Here is a 16,905-nt window from a genome sequence, read left to right as displayed (position 1 = left end):
GCCTCTACACAGGCTTGTGGACCATCTCGCGGAGGCAGACAGGTTCGGCGCAATGCTGGTCCCGGAGGTTCTCTCCAAAGCGGATCAGCAGGAGTTTTGGAAGAAGCGCCTAGGGATCCTGCAAGAGACGGCAAAAGACTGGAAGGACAATAGGGAGATCTATCACGGCTTCGGCAATTTCCGGCCAGCAGAGATCGCGTGGGCTGCGATTATCGACCCACATCGTGGCTTTCTTGGAAAGGTCATGCGAGCGTTTGCGAATACAGGAGAGCGAGCCATCGATCATATCAGGCTCGCCTTGGACGTCCTTCGACAAGACAATATCGATGACCTTCTCGAGCAAAGTGGGGCGCAGAAGCTTGTGCAGCGGCTCGAGGGGCGGGCTCGGACCAACCTCCAACACAACTTGACTGCATCCACTGCATTCCTCGAGCGATGCTTGCGGCATCTCCAGCGGGCTCCAGATCGCTCGGGGGGCAATGCGGGCTCCGGCTTGGAGCGCTTCACGAGCGCGCTCCGGGATCGCCTTCTGCAGGCGCAGACCTTCTTGAAGCAGCATACGCCGGAGACAGATTCCGAACGGGCCGCGTTGCGAGTGTCTCTCGAGTCTATCGACCGGCTAATTCGAATGTTCAACGCCTACGAGCCGCCGGCGCTCGACATGCCTCTGGATCGATGGTTTGGACGGGAGCTCCTCCTAATTCCAGGCCTGCGCTTTTCTGGGGGCTGGGATCCCGATCCGAACGATCGTCAGGTTCTATTGGAAGGAGCTATCAAGTTAGCGCAACTTGAACCAGAACCGCTCGTTGAGGGGTTCGAGCGTGCATTTCAAGAACATATGGTCGCGGGAGCTCACATACCGACAGGCCGCATATTGAATGAACTTGAGGCGCTGGGCGTGCCCAAGGCCGAGCTCGTGCTCAAACAGGCCCGCCGTGAAGAGGAAACTCGGGATCTGCGCGAAGAGTTGGGCCGGCTGCAAATTACGGCCCGCGATCGCATCAACATGGCAATCGCGCTCAACGTCATCAATGATGTCGAGAAAAGAGCTCTCGAAGGCCGGGTTCGTGGAATAAAGATCGACCTCATTCCGATCATGGACCTGAAGGCCGATGATATTCTGCAGGATCAGAAGGGGCGTGGCAGTATTGCGGCCGATTTTCCGACTGCGAGAGATACTCTTCAGGGAGTTGAACAACAATTAGACGAGAAGTTTGAGGCCGTTCGGGCTCAGTTGAAGGATAGCGTCGAGAAGTTGGCCTCCGAAGGACTGGCTAAGCCGGTCGCGGTCGATCGCATCAATAAGCTCCTCGAATCAAAAGACATCGTCACTGCAAACGAGTATCTGAGATTGTTGCGCGACGGAGAGGATCTGCCTCGAGATGCGCGGGCGAATGCACCGTTATTCGACTATATGAGGCGGTACTTACCAAAGCTTGAGAACGTCTTCAGCTCAAGCCGCCAGAAGATTGTGGACGTTGCGCTGGATATCCTGAACCGCACCGCAGAGCCAATTCCAGACCTGTTTGATATCGGCTCCATGACAGCAGCCCAGCGTGAAGACGCTGTTAGAATGCTCGAGGCGTGGCGCGACATCCGTACGTCAAACGATATCGCTTCCGCTATTGAACGGCTATTCGTCGGTGGCCTGAGCTTCGACGTCAAACAGATAGATGATCTGAAAGAGAAAGGCGGTAAAATCTTTCGCTACTATCTTTCTGCGTCTCGTCTGCTGGTGCCGGATGGATTCCTCGTGCCTTTGTTCGGGTCTGAGGCCAATGGCAACTATCTGGTCGAAGTCCTGAGAGGGCAGCATAAGAATTTCGAGCTATTTCAGCATATGCAGGCTGACGCTGCCAAGCAGAGAGCAACGTTTCATCTCTACACGAACTTTTTAGATTGCGCTGACCGCGCAGATCTCGCCCATCGCGCCCACAACCAGAGCTATCAAGGAATTGTGCTCGATGATGCGTTGATTGCATACCTCGCGTTTGTACAGGACAATCGCTTGGCTGCATTCTTCAAGATTGCAAGTGCTTTCATCCGGTACAATCCCTACAATGAGATCACGCCGCTGCCTCCCGAGATGTTCTATGGCCGCTCGGACCAGAAACGCCAGATTGTTTCCCGCCGGGGAGGAAGTTTGGTTTTCGGTGGACGCCGCTTGGGTAAGTCGTCACTGCTGCGGGATGTCGAGCGAAAGGAGCACAATCCGGACGAAGATATTTTCGTGAGATGCATCGACATAAATGACATTGGTCAAACTGGCGAATACGGCCCCCGTTTCTGGCAGCGTCTTGCTTCGGAGTTACGTGAAGCTGGGATCGGTATTCAACCGGGAAGCGTGACGGCCGATGGTGTCGTCGATGATATCCGCAAATTCTTGTCGGCTCGCAGTTCGCGCCAAATCATTCTGATGCTGGACGAGGCTGATAACTTTCTGCTGGCGGAGGAAGAAACAAAGTATCTCAACGTCGTGCGGCTAAGACAGTTGCTGGAGGGAACAGAGGGCCGGTTCAAGGTTGTTATGGCTGGTCTTCATAATGTTCAACGAACCGCGACGAGCCCCAATCAGAGCCTTGGACACCTCGGAACTCCGATTTGTATCGGGCCATTCGTCGGGGATGATAGGAATGAAGGCCTCCGTCTTGTGACGGAGCCGCTGGCGGCGCTCGGCTTTGAATTTCAGTCGTCAACGCTGCCTCTTCGGATTCTATCTCAGACGAATTATTACCCTGCATTGGTTCAGCTTTATTGCCGCGAGTTGCTGAATCATCTGCTCAAGGCCAACAAACAGGAACAAGGCGGGCCGCCGTTCCTGATTGTTAGCGAAGATCTAGAGGCCGCGTACAAGAACCAAACCCTCAGTGAGGAGATCAATAAACGCTTCCGCTTGAGCCTCGATTTGGACGATCGGTACAAGCTTATCACTCTGGTGATCACGAACGCCGCAATTGAGCAGAGTGGCTTCGGAGCCGTGGCGCCGCCAATGAAGCCTGACGAGATCGGTCGACTTTGCCTGGGGTGGGCACCAAAGCTGTTCGAGAACAGGACGCCCGGCGCATTTCTTGCGCTGTTGGAAGAGCTCGTTGGGCTCGGAGTGCTTTCGCAGCAGGGCAGGGAAGGGTTTGTACTTAGATCGCCCAACCTGGTCACGATGCTTGGATCGAAGGACTCTATCAGCGAAGAATTGCTTCAGTTTGAGAACCGGGAGCCGCTTAGCCGCGATCGGAGCACGCAGCGGCGAATGCTCGATGCCCATCGCGGCATAGCCTCGCCGTTGACCCCTGCCCAGGAGCATCGCCTTCTGGAGGCTGAGTCATCCCAAGTCTCCATAGTATTTGCTAGCGTGGCAACCGGGCTAGGTAATGTCGAGCGGGCTATCCGGTCAATCCGCGCTGATGATTCCGTCGAGGTCATGCGGGTTAGAAGCGCTGACGAGTTGCTGCGAAAGGCGGCTAGTCGCGGCAGGTTCGCCGGCGAGAGCGTTGCGCTTGTTCCGAGTTCTGTTGCTTGGGACATGTCGTGGATCCGCAGGGTCAACGCTGCCTCTACGGAACTGCGTGATCGGCGAGTTCGCATAATTTTTCTTGGTGCGTCATCTCATGCGCGTCTTCTGGCGGAACAGCCGAATCTCAGTGATGAAATTCAGGTCGAGTCCGTCGAGCTCTGGTCTGAGAGCACTTTCCGCTCCTACTTGTCCGAACGCGAGCGGCGTGATTGTGACACACCCGAGCTCCGCACAGAGTTGCTTGAGGCAGCCGGCTATTCGGGTGAAGGGGTATTCCATCTGCTAAGTGCCCTTCAGGAGAGGGGTGAGAACGTCAAAGCCGCCGCAGAGCAGGTCATAAAGGAACTTGGCCGGCGAGCAGGTCTTCTGGAAAATTTCGGTGTTTCATCCGATCTGGAGCCAATCTTCGTTTCCATCGCCGGATGGTCTCCGATCAACGAGGGGGATTTGGAGATCATCGTCGACGACGAGCTCAGCGGGCGCGCTCCCATGTCTCTCGAGGGGTTCTTGCGGTACGGTATCTGGATGGGATCGTTGTTTCAGATTGGAGAAAAAGTCTACGTCAATCCGCTCGTTAAGACTTACCTAGACCAGCACCATGCTGATTGAGCTCGGGGATATCTGGTGGTCTCTACCAGGGCCGCACAGCTTCGTTGTTGACGTGGTGGATGCTCTCGAGGCGGGAAGCAATGCGATTCTTGCTCTTCCACCAACGACCCCGGCAGGCTTGCACGCGAGCTTGATTGCAAATCTGGATCTGCGTGGAATGCTCGAGTGGAGGACGGTTGATCTGTCTGGATCGGGCCGGATTGCTCAAGTTCTGGCGAACCAGCTCATTCCGCTAGCACGGCGGCCGCCTCGAGCGTTCGCCAATGATATTGCGCTAGATGCTGGCCTTCAGACCACTGTCATCCATGTCTCTGGCATTGAGTTGGAGGCTCGGTTTACAGAATTTGCAGTCTTCTTAGCCGAATATTTGAGCTGCGTGCGGCAGAGGGCCAAGTCTAAGCGCGCGATGCCTCGCTTAATGTTTGATTTGCCTCAGACGCTCCTGTCAGACCCGCGAATTGCAAGCGACGGCGACATCGTTCGTGTGTTTGAATGGAAAGGTCGCGTACGTCCATCCGACGTGCAGCTGTACGTCTCGACCCGGATGCATGGCAGAAACGGGCTGGGGCCCACTAATCTATTCGAGCGGATTGTAGTTGAATTCGCTGGATGGGACGCGAGCTTGGCGGACCAATTGTGCAAATGGTCGGACGCCGATTTATTGCACCCATATGCCGGCTTACAAAGAATTGCGAGGATGTGGGAACGTACATCCCTCTCCTGGAAGGCGGGGACTGAGGATATGTTTGGTGCCCGCCGGCTTCCGCATATTCTACAACACGTTTCGATAGGAGACTCAGAAGAGATCACGAGGCGTCTTTGGCGTGCGCACGTGTCAGAAATATTTCCCTGGCTTGAGGAAATGCGAGCAGCACTCATTGATGAATTTCGTGAATCTATCAAACTGCCTTATGTATCGCAAAATAATGAAGTCATAAACGACGCGGATCTTCTCGAAATTGGCCAGCTTTACTGGAATTTGCGATATTTGGCGCGAGTTCCTGAAACACGCCTGCAACTGGTGTTCTTGTGCCGTCTTGCTCGCAATGATTTGGCGCACCGGCGGCCGGTAGATACTCAGCGATTGCGATCGCTCGAACGGGAATGGCGGGTGATGGCCGGCCTAGCAAGGTGAAGTGCTTCTGCCCGGTGATCACTCCAGCAGCACCTTCGCCGACACGCGGGAATGCGATCAGGGGCGCTGGCGTTTGCCAGGATGCGTCTTTCTCGCCTTTGATGCGCGGCCGTCAGCGAGTGTTCGATCGACCCAAGTGCGTCCTTGTTCTACGTCGGTGTCGGCCGCCATGGTTGTCTCCGTCAGTTCGTTCATCAGGCGCGTCCACCGCAACCTCGAATGGGCCGATCAAGCCCGAGGGCCGGCTAACGCCTCGATCGCCTTCCCGCAACGGCTGCGCCTGCTTTTTTCCCCTGCCGCGAAGGGGCGGCATTCCTCGCGGGAAGACAAAAAAGCAGGCTATCGCCGTCCTCCGCTGGCGCTGCGGGCCTGAAGGCTGCGGGCCGATCGCTCTCCGGGCCAAGGATCGCCATCGAGGCTGCGATGGGCGCGGCCCGAGCAACAAACGGAGACCACCATGGCTACCATCGGCACCTTCACCGCTTCGGACAACGGCTACATCGGTTCGATCAAGACGCTGACGCTCAACATCAAAGCAAGGTTCGCCCCCTCCGAGAAGGACAACGACAAGGCGCCCGACTACCGCATCTTCGCCGGTACGACCGAGTTCGGCGCCGCCTGGAAGAAGACCGCTCGCGAAACCGAGCGCGAATACCTCTCGGTCAAGCTCGACGATCCGAGCTTCCCGGCCCCGATCTACGCCTCTCTGGTGAAGGTCGATGGCGACGAGGGCTTCACCCTGATCTGGTCCCGCCGCAACGGCGACTGATCCCCCGGGATCATCGGCCCCGCCTCCTCGGAGGCGGGGCTCTTTCCGTTTCTAGCGCCGCTTGGAAGAAAGCAGAGCACATTATCCTTTTGAAGAGATTGCTAAGGGCTCCGCCCTCGCGCGGGCAAGGGTGAAGCACACTTCGTCGCCGGCCGGAGCGGTATCCCCGGTCTTCCGCGCAACAGATCTTCATGACGACGTCGTCGTCAGGCGCGTGCAGACGCGTAGCCTTCGGCGCGCCCTTATCAGGCGGGTGATCCCCCTCCGCTCCGGCCGCCCTTGCCCTTGCTACCCCAGGTCTCGCCGACGGGCAGGGTTGCAGCGCAGCGCTGCGCTTCAACCTCAGCCCATAGGAGAATCACTATGAACATGATGACCTTGTCCCAGAGCGAACAGCCTGTATCGGGCGGTTTCCGCGTGGATGTATCGCGTGGCCGGCGTATCGGCCACGTGTCGTCCGAGTGGTTTGCGCGACCGGACGATGAGCGTTACCTAAATTTGCCGGATCTCTACGAAGCTGTGCGAGGTCGCGCCGAGCGCGCGCAGGCGCGGACGGTGGAAAGCAGGGCTGTCCGGGTGGAGGCGAACCGCGAAAATCACGAGCGGCTGGCCCTGATGGTGCCGGGACGCGACGAGCCGGTGGCGCCAACCCACTGGAGCTTTGGACAATTATGCACGCTGGCCGGCGCGCCGACCTCTTACCTGCGGCAACTGCCCGCATCCCTGTCGGCCATCAACCTGCAACACGGCTTGCTCTCTCATCGCGCCGAGCTCGTGAAAACCTTGGAAACCAATAACGGGCGCATTGAGCTTCGCGCCGTCACCGGGCCGGACTACGGCCGCATCTGGGATCATGAGTTGGTCGCGGCGGTCACGAAGATCGCGGGCAATGGCACAGGTGACACGCGGTGGAAGGTCCCGGGCGTAATGGACTGGTCAACCATGACCCACAACCCCTTTGTGGACGTGACCAAAGACACGACGACGCTTTACGCCTGCGACCGCGACGTGTTCCTGTTTCTGGTCGACGACACAAACCCCATCGAGGCCGGCCGCCTGGCCGATGGATCACCGGATTTGTATTTCCGGGGATTTTATTGCTGGAACAGCGAAGTCGGCAGCAAGACGCTCGGGATTGCGAGCTTCTACCTTCGCGCGGTCTGCATGAACCGCGATCTCTGGGCGTGGAGAATTTCGAGGAGATTAGCATCCACCATTCGAAATTCGCCGCACAACGCTTCGCGCATGAAGCCGCCCCCGCGTTGACGAGCTTTGCCAATTCATCGCCCGCGCCGTTCGTTGCCGGCGTCAAGGCAGCCCGGGAACGCATCGTTGCGCGCACGGATGAGGACCGGGAGACCTTCCTCCGCAAAGGCGGGTTCCAAGTCCGAGGCATCGAAAATCATCGAAACCGTTCTAAGGCCTGTTTACAGTCGCTAGTTTGCGAGGAAAGCCGCGACGAGATTGAGGAGGCCGGCAAAGCAGGCGTCTGTCTTTTCGTAGCGAGTTGCGATGCGGCGGAATGCCTTGAGCTGGCAGAAGAAGTTCTCGACCAGGTGGCGCCATTTGTACATTTCGGCGTCGTGCGGGATGCGCCCGGCGCGGTCGGCCTTGGACGGGATGACCGCTGCGGCGCCGCGTTGGTTCAGATTGGCGCGCAGCCAGTTATTATCGAAGGCCTTGTCGCCGATCAGCGCTTCAAAATCGAGGCCAGTGATCAAAGGCTCGACGCCAATGCTGTCGTGACGCTGGCCGGGCAGCAGGACGAAGCGAATGAGATTGCCGAGTGCGTCGACCAGAGCCATGATTTTGGTAGTCAGGCCACCACGCGAGCGGCCTATGGCCTGATTTTGAGTTCCCCTTTTGCCCCGGTGCCATGTTGGTGGACCCGGACGAGTGTGCCGTCGATCAGGACATATTCGAAATCGGGATCGTCACAGAGAGCTTTGAAGACCCGCTCCCAGACCCCCTTCTGCGCCCAGCGCCAGAAGCGCGTATACACTGTGAACCACTTGCCGAACGCTTCCGGCAGATCTCGCCACGGCGAGCCCGTGCGCGCAATCCAAAGAACTGCTTCGATAAAGAGCCGGTTGTTACGCCCGGTGCCGCCGGGATCACCGGCTTTGCCAGACAATTCCGGCGCAATCCGCTCCCACTGCGCATCGCTCAACATCAATCGAATCAAGGCTGATCTCCAATTTTCAGCCTTGAATCAATTTTCTACTGATTTGGGAATCCTGTCTGTAAACAGGCCTTAGAAGAGGAAAACCGCAAGCCGGAAAGCATCTTTGATTTCGTGGAGGGCATCACTGCATTTGCTCGCGGGAAGGCTCATCAGGACACCCGCCTTGAGCTGGAGGGTAGAGCAAAGCGCTTGATGGAGCGCGCAATCTAAAGATATGGGCCGCGTAACCGGGCATTGGTTGCGCGGCCTTGCATTCAGGCCTGGCGCACCGCCGCCGATCCGTCAAGCCGGATCGGCGGCGGTGACGCGTGTCCGCGTCCCGGCGCTCGCCCGACCTTTGGCCCGGCTCGCAAAAAAGGTCAGGATCGAATCCTAAGACACTCTCCGACCGATAGCTTACAATGCGTCAGAACTTCCGCATCGTACCGCCGATGAAAGGTGCATTGGCCGGCCGGATCTCCAAGTTCACTATTCCGATTTTCGACGCACGGCGCGGGCCCGGTCCATGAACGCGAGTACGTCTCTACTTTGACTGCTGACCTCAGGTGCCGAACGCTGTGAGAATGTTGGGCGGGGCCGATTGACTTGGGCCTGGTCGTCGAAGGGGCGGGATGCAGTGCGCTCGCTTCGCGGCGGCTTCCCGGCCGAAAAATGGCTTGCCTCTTTCGGTAGCCTGCGATGCTGGGAAGCGGGGTCTGGCGGCGGGAGCCGCGCTCGTCGGCTCGCGCGGCTCTTCACGTCCTCAGATTCCGCGCGCTTACGCCAGACCGTCGAAGACAGCGTGCCGACGCTCAACGGCTCTCCTCCTCTGCCGGTCACGCCGGCGGCGGTTAAAGCCCTTATCATGTCCAGCCAGCCCATACCGCGGCGCTCGGCGGCGTCGAACCAGTCTAGATGTCCGGCGACCAGCTGCGAAAGCTTCTTGCGTCCTCCACCCGGAAGATGGAAGTCCACTGCCATTGCCTTCAGACCGGATTCAAGCGCTTTGTTGTCGACCATCCTAATTCCCTCGTCCACCAACAAAAGATAGGAAGCCGTCTTGCCTTCTGCAAATCTCTGCAAAATTCTGCATTTCGATGCAAAAATAAGCAGAAGACTGCAGAACTTACACCTGTGCATCTATGCTGAAAATCAGAATTCATCTGCCAGGCTTTCCCAGAGAACGTTCGCTCAGGTCGGGGTGTGATCCGCCTATGCTGGAAGGGACGCAAGATTGGCCCGCTGGTGGCCGACGACCGCGCCGAAATCGTTCTGTCGGCCTTGTTGGCAGGCGCGGCCAGAATCTCACTCGCTGTCTGCGGAGCGAAGGGGCGGCGGTGCGTGGGATGCCTCGCTAAAGCGATGTCCCCGAATCGCAATACTGCGCTCATACGCGGCGCCGGCCGCCGTCGCGACCTGCATTTCGACAAATCCCCACGCCAGGGTGGCCAGATAGATCCTCGCGGGAAACACGCCCATTGCGAACGACCACCCAAATCCCAGCCCATAGGCGAGTGCCCACGCTATCGATGCGGCGACGACCGTCGACCGTCCGGCCGTCCCGACTGCGGGTGAAATCATCGCTCGAAGGCCCATGGTCAGGAGGCCCAGCGCGAATGTCATCGCGGTTAGCATGGCGATCGCGACACCCTCGACCGGAGGGCGGTTCAGCGACAGCATGGCCACGTTCCACTCCTGCAGCATAAGGACGCCGTTCAGCAGGAACTCGCCGATGTTCATGACTGCTCCGGCGATCAGGCCGGCAACGATCGTACGCGCGAGCGCGAATTCGCCCTGCTGACGTATTGACGATTCCGGCGGATGCAGTGTTCGCATGCGAGCAGAATGTCCCTTTGCCGGCGAGATCTGGCAACGGATGCTCAAGTGTGGCACTGTTCTGAGAAGCCTACAATAGGACCTGCGGACCGGCTCGCCTGAGGGGTTGATCCCTACGATTGCGCGCGACCGGCGGTCGGGCAGATAGGTTGGAGGACGGCCTTGGGCCAAACTGCTACTGCGACACACGTATCGAGTCTCGCGCGTGCTGCGTTCAAGACGCTGCAGGAAAAGGCTCAGTCGCTCCCGCCGGATCGGCTGAAGAAGCTTGAGTCGGCCGAGGAGGTTCTGGGTACGCGCACCCCGGACATTCGCGGGGTGGCCGCGGACCTGTTCGCCAAGATCAAAGATCGGCCGGTGCCGGACCTCATTGCCCTTGCCAAGGTCATGCTGGCGCTCAAGACATTCGAGACGCGGCAGGTCGCCTATGAACTGCTCGGACGGCACCGGGCCGCTTTGCGCTCTCTCGGGCTCGACGATCTGGAACTGCTCGGGCGCGGAATCGACAACTGGACCGCAGTCGATATTTTTGCCGGACAGGTAGCGGGGCCGGCATGGCGCGAGCGCCAGATCAGTGATGCGGATGTTGCCAAGTGGGCACGCTCGAAGGATCGATGGTGGAGGCGTTGCGCGCTCGTCTGCACGACGGCATTGAACCAAGCCGCGCGCGGGGGCAAAGGCGACGCGCGGCGAACCCTCAAAATCTGCAAGATGCTGACCGAGGATCATGACGACATGGTCGCAAAGGCGCTGTCCTGGGCGCTGCGCGAGCTCATCACGCACGATCCGGCGGCCGTGCAGGCCTTCGTGAAGGAGAACGAAGACAAGCTGCGGCCCCATGTCATCCGCGAGGTGCGCTCGAAGCTGTCGACCGGGCTGAAGAATCATATGTAGGAGGAAGAAATGCCGCTGAGGAGGGGAGACCAGTACAAGGCGGGCCTCGACGACGGCCGCGACGTCCAATTGCTTGGCAGAAAAGTCCCGGCGGTCGTGCGCGAGCCGGTGCTCAGCGGAGCGATCGACGCGGTGGCGCAAATCTACGACCGGCAGTTCGATCCGCAGTTCGCCGAGCTTTTTACTCTGGCGGAGGGCGAGAGCGGCTCGCTCTCCGGCCGGATGTACCAGATTCCGCGCAGCGAACACGACATTCGGCTGCGCGGCGCCTTGATCGATCATGTCGCGCGCATGAGCGGCGGCACGATGGGCCGGACGCCCGAATACGTTCCGCTGGTCCTGATCGGGCTCCTAGATGCCGCCGGCGGGATCGCAAAGAAGAACGCCGACTGGGCGCAGAACATCGCACGCTATTACGAGCATTGCCGCGGTGGCGATCTGTTCCTGTCGCACAGCTTTGCCGACCGGCAGGTCGACCGTGCGACCGAGAGCAAGAAGATTTCGCACCTGAGCTACGTGCCGATGAAGGACGGCGGGATACAGGTCAGCGGCATCAAGGCGGCGGCGACTTCGGCGCCGATCGCGGATGAGATCATTGTGCTCACGCCGCCGCGCAATGGATTGGCGCCGCACCAGGCAGTGTTCTTTGCTGTGCCGACCAAGACCGAGGGCCTGCGCTTCGTTTGCCGGCAACCCCTGCTCGAGGGACCGGCCGAGGATCACCCGCTCGGCGGCCGGTTCGACGAGATGGATGCGTGGGCGATCTTCGACAAGGTAAATGTCCCGGCGGAGCGGGTTTTCGTGGCTGGCGATGTCGAGCTCGTTGCGATGGCGTGGCGCAACCTGTTGACGCTTGCCTACTACCACATCCTGGTACGGTCGGCCGTCAAGGCGGACCTATTTCTCGGAACATCGTCCTTGATTGCCGGATATCTCGGCCTTAACGCATTCCAGGGCATCCGCGAGAGTCTCGCTGACATCGCCCGCTACGGGGAGACGATCCGGGCATTCGCCCGCGCTGCGGAGGCGGACGTGATCATGACCCGCGCCGGCATGGCGATGCCGAACCCACGCATCCTGGCTGTCGGACACATGTACGCTGTGGAGCATCACCACCGTTTGCGCGAAAGCCTCGTCGGCATCGCGGGACAGAGCGTGCTGATGTCGCCGGGGGTCGCGGACGCTGAGGCGCCCGAGCTGGCGGCGCCCGGTCACGGCGGCAACGACGACGAGCGTCGGCGCGTTTTTCGACTCGCCTGGGATCTCGCCGCTAGCGCTTTTGCGGGCCGCCAATATATGTTCGAGGTCTTCAACGGGCGCGATCTCACGCGCAACCGTACGGCGTTTTTCGAGCGGTTCGATCTGAAGGCGAGCCAGACGCTCGCCTTGGCCCTCGCCGGCGCCGGCGCGAAACGTGCAGACGACACGGGAGCGGCCGTCATCCGCGGGTGAAAGCAGCGAGTGCACATCGGCATGAAGATCGGCGAAGCCCGTAGCGTCGGACATGCCGTCGGAACGATGCTACGCGGATCGGCTTCCGTCGACGTTGCGATGGCGCTGTTGCGCCCGGTGCTGGCGAACCGCGTGGCGTTTCCCACATTAGAGGTGATCGGCGAAGCCATCATGACGGAAAAGCCCGACATGCGGCGCGTAGCCTGCTTGCTCGACGCGATTGCCGAGACGCAGGCAGAGGGCGGCTGGGTGATCATCGCCAGCATCCTGCGGCACGAGCTGCATACCGGTCCCGACAGGGCTCTGGCGCGGTGCCGAGGCTACATCGTCTCGGCGCAGATCTGGTATGCGGCGGACATTTTCGGCGAGCGCCTGGCCGGAACGGTCCTGCTGAATGATTTCGACGACGCGCTGAGCCGCCTGGCGTCCTGGCGCGACGATCCGAATCCCTGGGTGCGCCGGGCGCTCGGATCTGGTATCCATCACTGGGCTAAGCGCGCCCATGCCGAGCCGGGAGCCGCGGCGCGACACGCCGCCTGCACGAAAGCCATGCTTCGTTTTCTCGAACCCGCCGTTGCCGAGCAGGACACCGATGCCATCAAGGGGATCGGATGGGGCCTCAAGACACTCGGCAAGCATCAACCTGAGCAGGTGGCGAGCTGGGTGGCGCAGATGCGTCGACGCGGGAGAGGGGAGATCCGTGCCCTAATGCTGCGCAAGGCGCTCACCTATCTCGACCGCGCGCAACGGGCGCGCGCGCTGGGAGACGCCCGATGAAGCCGGAGGTGCAGGAGCAGGTCGCCCGTAAGATCGTTAACGTGCACAAGCATGTGGACGGACCCTGGTTCTGGACGCGGTACAGCGCGAAGCCCTATGTTGGGTGTGCAGCGGGCTGCCCATTCTGTTACCTCCGCGGTGGCGTCTATCTCGGTAAGCGCGATCCGGCGACCTTCGACACGCTGATCGCAGCCAAGACCAATGCCCCGGCACTTCTGCGCAAGGAACTTGCGCGACTTGATCCCGACATCATCATGTGCGGCGACTGGCAGCAGCCGGCTGAGCGGATCCAACAGATTACCCGCAAGATGCTCGAAGTCGTCCTTGAGCGGGCTTTTCCGCTGTTTGTGCTGGAGCGATCCGTTCTGGTTACCCGCGACATCGACCTGTTCACCGAAATCGCACGGAAGACCTGGACCGGTGTGGCGTTCAGCTTTGTCGGAGCGGATGAGGAGCAACGGAAGGCGTTCGAGTTTCGCTGTCCTTCCGTCCGGGCACGGCTCAGGGCCATGGAGGCAATAGCGAAGGCCGGGCTGATGACGGGTACGGTGCTCATGCCGGTCATACCCTCCATCGGCGACTCGCCGGAGCGGCTCGACACTATGATCAAGGCGACCAAGGATCACGGCGGCTCCTTCGTTCTTGCGGGCGGCCTTTCGATGGGAGGAGTTCAAGCCGAGTTGACCCTGCAAGCCGCCAGGCAGATCGATCCAGCCGCCGAAGCGAAGATACGGCGCCTGTATCGCTGGGCTCCGGGCGGCCTACCGGCACCTAGCCCGCCCAGTTTCTATACAGCGGACCTGGGCAGAAAGGTCCGCGAACTCTGCCTGCGATATGGCATCGCCGACCGCATCCCACGGTATGTTGCGCCTGGACCGCTGGCGTTGAACAGGAAGATCGCCGAACGCCTGTTTCTTCGCACCTATGATCTCGAACTGGAGAACGCCGCCTCGGCGCACATCTGGGCCTACCGCAAGGCTGCTTGGACCCTCGATGACTGGCCGGACAATCTTGCCCACGTTCTCGCCAACCGCGGCCAGGCCGGCCTCGAGGCGATCCCCGACGTCGGCAGGAGCCTTGCCGTTCACATCGCCGAGTGGATCGGGGAACTCGCTAGTGAATGGCCCAGTCTGAGCGCTGATAGCGCACAAGGCCTCTTGTGGCCAGGAACCGTACGAGGTTGAGATTGTAGAAAGCGTCCGTTCTCGCTCCTACCATCGCGGCGCCGATGCTGCGCTTCATGTGCCGGCTGAGCGGCGCGAGCCAGGGCATCTCGCCGGAGAAATCCTCGCCCTGTTGGATGACCGCGAACAGGCTGCCGTCGTAGAAATAGGATACGATCTCCGCCCAAGCCTGCAACCGCCTGTGGCACTTCGTTTCCCAGCGTGCCAGCGCTTCCTCGATTGGTCGTTCGTCCGACATCATGATGCAATCGGCAAACTCGCTGGCGCTCATGAGCGCGACGGTGACGCCCGGCGACAGCGTCGGATCGACGAAACCGGCCGCGTCGCCGACCAGCGCCCAGTTCTCGCCGCACAGCCGCTGCGCCTCGTATTGCTGGTACTCGGTGCCGAGAACCTCCGAGACGCGATCAGCGTTCGATGTGGCGGGACCGAGAACGGCATCGCTCTTGAGGCAGTTCTCGAGCTGCGCGCGTGCGTTGTCGCCGAACTCCGCCCAGTGCTGCTGGCGCATGACGATTCCAACGGAGATGCGGTCGCGCAGCGGGATCCGCCAGCACCAGCCGCGCTGCATCGGCGAGATGACCGCGTGGCCTGCCGGGGCGCCAAGATCGACGCCGGCATAATGTGCATAGAGGGCGAGCGCCGTCCGCCCTCCCGCCGACACCTTGCCGTGGAGCGTCCGGGTGACGAGTTGTGCGCGCCCGGTGGCATCGATCACCAGATCGGGCTGGCGTTCACTCCCCGTTTGCGCCAGCGACTCGTCCGCGAGCAGGATTCTGTCGCCCTCACTGCGCAGTTGCGCGGCTTGCCGGATCACGCGGACGCCCCGGCGCGCCGCGGTGTTCCGCAGCAGGTGGTCGAATTTCGGGCGCGGCACGTTGTACGAATAGGTGTTCGCGATGCCTTCAAGATTTTCATCTCAAAGGTCAACCGGCGGCCGTTCTGCAGCACGAAGCTCAGGCCGGGCTTGAGCAGGGAAATGCATTCGATCTCCTCCTCAGGAAGAAGCCGCCGTAGCACTGGGACCGCCGACGGCAGCAGCGACTCTCCCACGCGCGGATCGACCAAGGAGGTCTTGTCGAACATGAATACGGTGCGGCCTGCGCCGGCCAGCAGGTTCGCCACGGTGGCGCCAGCGACGTTGGCGCCAATCACGGCGACAGTCCGGATATCACTGCGGCGCGGCAACATGTTCGGCTCCGACGCTGGGGTTGAATGCACGGGAAACTAGATGCGCGCGCAGCCCGCTCTTGGGACGGATCGACGGCATGAACGTCATCTCCAGGCTTTGATCCGGCGCAAGCGTCACGTCGTAGGCGCGCAGCAGCAGCGCCAGCACGATTTTCGTCTCAAGACGCGCGAGGTCCCTACCCAGACAGACGTGGCCCCCGCCGCCGAATCCGGCCAGTGCGCAGGTCTGCCGCGCGATTTGTCCTGCGGATGCCGGAAGCGGTCGGGATCGTATCGCATGGGATTCACATGCGCGTTGTCGAGGTGATGGGTTCCGGCGATGCAGTAGAACACGTGCGAGCCGGCCGGGACATGATAGCCCGCGAACTCGAATGATTTGACCACGTGCCTGAATGCGCCGATGAACGGCGGATGGAGCCGCTCGGTTTCGAGCACGACGCGATCGAGGGTTTCCATCGCAGCGATCGATTCGAACGACAGCTCGCCGTGGCGGAACGCCGCTTGCTCTGCGCGCGCCTGCTGCAGGATGTCGGGATGGCGGCAGAATTCCATCACGGCCATCGCCACAAGCGAGGTCGAGCTTTCGTGCCCGGCCAGCAGCAGGAACAGGACATGGCGGCAGAGCTCCGCGTCAGAGATCTGGTCACCCGGGGTGCCCTCGGCTTCGAGCAGCAGGCTCAGCGCGTCTTCGGCCGGCCGGTGCCGCCGCTCCTGCAGCACACACGCATATGACGCAAAAGCTCGTTTCGCGCCCACAGCGCCCGGCCGAAGGGCGTCCATGCAACCGGAATCGGAAGGATCGGATGGAGACCCTCCATCCCGCGAGTATAGTATTCGAAGAGTTCCGACAGCGAGTTCGACTTCAGCATCGAAGCGGCGGCCCAGCAGCAGCTGGCTGGCGATGTCGAACATCAAGAGCTTGGTGGCATCGTAGAGGCGGAACTCGCCACCGGCGGCCCAGCGCGCGAGATGTTGGGACGCAGTCCGCTCGATTGCGGGCACGTAGCTTCGCAACGCCGGCGTGGAAAACGCGGAAGCGAGTGCGCGCCGCGTCCGCTGGTGCTCGTCGCCATCCTGCATCATCAGGGCGCCGTCCATCAGCAGGCGCAGCCCGCGCGGCCAGCCACGACCGGTGGCGAAGTGCTTCTGGTGCGTCACCAGGACGAAGCGGAGCGCCTCGGGGCCGACCATGAGAACGGTCGGCCGCCCCAGGATGTGGCTGCGAAAGATAGGTCCGTGCTCGGCAACGCGCTCAAGGAGAAATTGCCGCGGGGCGGTGATGAACGCCCAGCTCTCTCCCACAATCGGAATGCCGCGGCGTCCCGGAGGCGGGGGACGCGAGGGCAAGATAGTTGCCGCCGACATGACCGAGATTTCCAGGAG

The 16,905-nt window shown here is 60.8% G+C and carries 13 protein-coding genes and 3 pseudogenes; 10 read left to right on the top strand and 6 right to left on the bottom strand.

Annotated features, from left to right (window positions below; all coding sequences use genetic code 11):
• The first annotated feature begins 52 nt into the window (after positions 1-52).
• The 5 genes and pseudogenes from ACSKB8_RS18590 to ACSKB8_RS18570 all read left to right on the top strand — a co-directional run.
• Complete coding sequence (locus ACSKB8_RS18590; protein ID WP_438105599.1) at positions 53-4,120, top strand: hypothetical protein; 4,068 nt, start codon at positions 53-55, stop codon at positions 4,118-4,120.
• Positions 4,110-5,255: a hypothetical protein gene (locus ACSKB8_RS18585; RefSeq protein ID WP_438105598.1), complete on the top strand. Its 1,146-nt coding sequence runs from the start codon at positions 4,110-4,112 to the stop codon at positions 5,253-5,255. Before ACSKB8_RS18590 ends, ACSKB8_RS18585 begins: the two co-directional genes overlap by 11 nt.
• 169 nt (positions 5,256-5,424) lie before the next feature.
• Positions 5,425-5,628 (top strand): hypothetical protein, encoded by a 204-nt coding sequence (locus ACSKB8_RS18580; protein ID WP_438105597.1) that lies wholly within the window; start codon positions 5,425-5,427, stop codon positions 5,626-5,628.
• Positions 5,629-5,712: 84 nt separating this feature from the next.
• Positions 5,713-6,024, top strand: coding sequence for a DUF736 domain-containing protein (locus tag ACSKB8_RS18575; RefSeq protein WP_438105596.1), 312 nt, complete (start codon positions 5,713-5,715; stop codon positions 6,022-6,024).
• 363 nt (positions 6,025-6,387) lie between these two features.
• Positions 6,388-7,443 (top strand): annotated as a pseudogene (locus ACSKB8_RS18570) (DUF932 domain-containing protein); the annotation flags it as partial.
• Positions 7,444-7,460: 17 nt separating this feature from the next.
• Here ACSKB8_RS18570 and ACSKB8_RS18565 read toward each other — a convergent pair.
• A protein-coding gene (locus tag ACSKB8_RS18565) for an IS5 family transposase (RefSeq protein ID WP_438103727.1) occupies positions 7,461-8,209 on the bottom strand; the annotation gives its coding sequence in 2 pieces (ribosomal slippage) (positions 7,461-7,885 and positions 7,885-8,209; 750 coding nt in all).
• A 69-nt stretch (positions 8,210-8,278) separates the two neighbouring features.
• Here ACSKB8_RS18565 and ACSKB8_RS18560 point away from each other — a divergent pair.
• A pseudogene (locus tag ACSKB8_RS18560) lies at positions 8,279-8,419 on the top strand (DUF932 domain-containing protein); the annotation flags it as partial.
• 258 nt (positions 8,420-8,677) lie between these two features.
• Here the strand turns inward: ACSKB8_RS18560 and ACSKB8_RS18555 are convergent.
• Together ACSKB8_RS18555 and ACSKB8_RS18550 are read right to left on the bottom strand one after the other, a co-directional pair.
• A complete protein-coding gene (locus ACSKB8_RS18555) occupies positions 8,678-9,208 on the bottom strand; it encodes a hypothetical protein (protein WP_438105595.1) in 531 nt (176 codons plus the stop codon).
• Positions 9,209-9,493: 285 nt separating this feature from the next.
• Entirely contained in the window at positions 9,494-10,024 is a 531-nt protein-coding gene (locus tag ACSKB8_RS18550; RefSeq protein ID WP_438105594.1) for a hypothetical protein, read from the bottom strand.
• Positions 10,025-10,186: 162 nt separating this feature from the next.
• Here ACSKB8_RS18550 and ACSKB8_RS18545 point away from each other — a divergent pair, with 162 nt between their 5' ends.
• The 4 genes from ACSKB8_RS18545 to ACSKB8_RS18530 are packed head-to-tail and all read left to right on the top strand — an operon-like array spanning position 10,187 to position 14,331.
• Complete coding sequence (locus ACSKB8_RS18545) at positions 10,187-10,918, top strand: DNA alkylation repair protein (protein WP_438105593.1); 732 nt, start codon at positions 10,187-10,189, stop codon at positions 10,916-10,918.
• A gap of 9 nt (positions 10,919-10,927) precedes the next feature.
• Positions 10,928-12,370 (top strand): 4-hydroxyphenylacetate 3-hydroxylase N-terminal domain-containing protein, encoded by a 1,443-nt coding sequence (locus tag ACSKB8_RS18540; protein WP_438105592.1) that lies wholly within the window; start codon positions 10,928-10,930, stop codon positions 12,368-12,370.
• A gap of 21 nt (positions 12,371-12,391) precedes the next feature.
• Entirely contained in the window at positions 12,392-13,147 is a 756-nt protein-coding gene (locus tag ACSKB8_RS18535; protein WP_438105591.1) for a DNA alkylation repair protein, read from the top strand.
• Complete coding sequence (locus ACSKB8_RS18530) at positions 13,144-14,331, top strand: hypothetical protein (RefSeq protein WP_438105590.1); 1,188 nt, start codon at positions 13,144-13,146, stop codon at positions 14,329-14,331. The genes ACSKB8_RS18535 and ACSKB8_RS18530 overlap by 4 nt, the downstream gene beginning before the upstream one ends.
• Here the strand turns inward: ACSKB8_RS18530 and ACSKB8_RS18525 are convergent.
• The 3 genes and pseudogenes from ACSKB8_RS18525 to ACSKB8_RS18515 all read right to left on the bottom strand — a co-directional run bounded on the left by ACSKB8_RS18525 (position 14,261) and on the right by ACSKB8_RS18515 (position 16,887).
• Positions 14,261-15,208, bottom strand: coding sequence for an NAD(P)/FAD-dependent oxidoreductase (locus ACSKB8_RS18525; protein WP_438105589.1), 948 nt, complete (start codon positions 15,206-15,208; stop codon positions 14,261-14,263). The two genes, ACSKB8_RS18530 and ACSKB8_RS18525, sit on opposite strands and share 71 nt — an antisense overlap.
• Complete coding sequence (locus ACSKB8_RS18520; RefSeq protein ID WP_438105588.1) at positions 15,145-15,522, bottom strand: hypothetical protein; 378 nt, start codon at positions 15,520-15,522, stop codon at positions 15,145-15,147. Before ACSKB8_RS18520 ends, ACSKB8_RS18525 begins: the two co-directional genes overlap by 64 nt.
• A pseudogene (locus tag ACSKB8_RS18515) lies at positions 15,503-16,887 on the bottom strand (cytochrome P450). The gene ACSKB8_RS18520 and the pseudogene ACSKB8_RS18515 overlap by 20 nt, the downstream one beginning before the upstream one ends.
• Positions 16,888-16,905: the final 18 nt, after the last annotated feature.

This window comes from Bradyrhizobium sp. BR 1432 (genome assembly GCF_051547705.1).
In the GTDB taxonomy this organism is placed as follows: domain Bacteria; phylum Pseudomonadota; class Alphaproteobacteria; order Rhizobiales; family Xanthobacteraceae; genus Bradyrhizobium; species Bradyrhizobium zhanjiangense.
The sequence above is the reverse complement of the archived record's forward strand: the minus strand, read 5'-3'. Positions and strand labels throughout refer to the sequence as shown.

What these genes read in the sequence shown, in the direction of transcription:
- ACSKB8_RS18575 (WP_438105596.1), top strand. Translation starts at nt 5,713, where the DNA reads ATGGCTACCATCGGCACCTTCACCGCTTCGGACAACGGCTACATCGGT.
- ACSKB8_RS18520 (WP_438105588.1), bottom strand. Translation starts at nt 15,522, where the DNA reads ATGTTGCCGCGCCGCAGTGATATCCGGACTGTCGCCGTGATTGGCGCC.
- ACSKB8_RS18580 (WP_438105597.1), top strand. Translation starts at nt 5,425, where the DNA reads ATGGTTGTCTCCGTCAGTTCGTTCATCAGGCGCGTCCACCGCAACCTC.
- ACSKB8_RS18550 (WP_438105594.1), bottom strand. Translation starts at nt 10,024, where the DNA reads ATGCGAACACTGCATCCGCCGGAATCGTCAATACGTCAGCAGGGCGAA.
- ACSKB8_RS18535 (WP_438105591.1), top strand. Translation starts at nt 12,392, where the DNA reads ATGAAGATCGGCGAAGCCCGTAGCGTCGGACATGCCGTCGGAACGATG.
- ACSKB8_RS18530 (WP_438105590.1), top strand. Translation starts at nt 13,144, where the DNA reads ATGAAGCCGGAGGTGCAGGAGCAGGTCGCCCGTAAGATCGTTAACGTG.
- ACSKB8_RS18555 (WP_438105595.1), bottom strand. Translation starts at nt 9,208, where the DNA reads ATGGTCGACAACAAAGCGCTTGAATCCGGTCTGAAGGCAATGGCAGTG.
- ACSKB8_RS18540 (WP_438105592.1), top strand. Translation starts at nt 10,928, where the DNA reads ATGCCGCTGAGGAGGGGAGACCAGTACAAGGCGGGCCTCGACGACGGC.
- ACSKB8_RS18585 (WP_438105598.1), top strand. Translation starts at nt 4,110, where the DNA reads ATGCTGATTGAGCTCGGGGATATCTGGTGGTCTCTACCAGGGCCGCAC.
- ACSKB8_RS18590 (WP_438105599.1), top strand. Translation starts at nt 53, where the DNA reads ATGCTGGTCCCGGAGGTTCTCTCCAAAGCGGATCAGCAGGAGTTTTGG.